The organism is Rhodomicrobium sp. Az07 (assembly GCF_018619475.1).
Classification (GTDB): domain Bacteria; phylum Pseudomonadota; class Alphaproteobacteria; order Rhizobiales; family Rhodomicrobiaceae; genus Rhodomicrobium.
This window is the reverse complement of the sequence record NZ_JAHFZG010000069.1, coordinates 1-312: the sequence shown is the minus strand read 5'-3', so window position 1 is coordinate 312 and position 312 is coordinate 1. Positions and strand designations below refer to the sequence as shown.

The window sequence follows — 312 nt, the reverse complement described above, 5'->3', positions numbered from 1 at the left end:
TTCGTTCGTGTAGCGATAGGTCAAGCGCTCGCCAGCGGGGCAAAGATAGACATCCTCATTCGCCTTGTAGACGAAGTCCTGCTTGCCAAAGCGCCCTTCGGCCTTGGCGCCCGAGGTTGAAATCCTGGGCACATACGCCGTCACGCCTGCTTGCTCGCAAGCGAGAATTTCCTTGCCGTCGTAGTAGCCGCGATCGGCGAGGGCCTCGATGGCTTCGGCGCCAAGAGCTTCCTTGGCCTGTCCGGCCATGCTGGAGAGCTGGTGGCGGTCATGGACAGCGTTCGTGACGTCATGAGCAACGATGAGATGATG

Annotated in this window: 1 pseudogene; it reads right to left on the bottom strand. The window is 59.9% G+C overall.

The features are described 5' to 3' along the window. Positions 1-312, bottom strand: a pseudogene (locus KKP04_RS16050) (IS5/IS1182 family transposase); the annotation flags it as partial.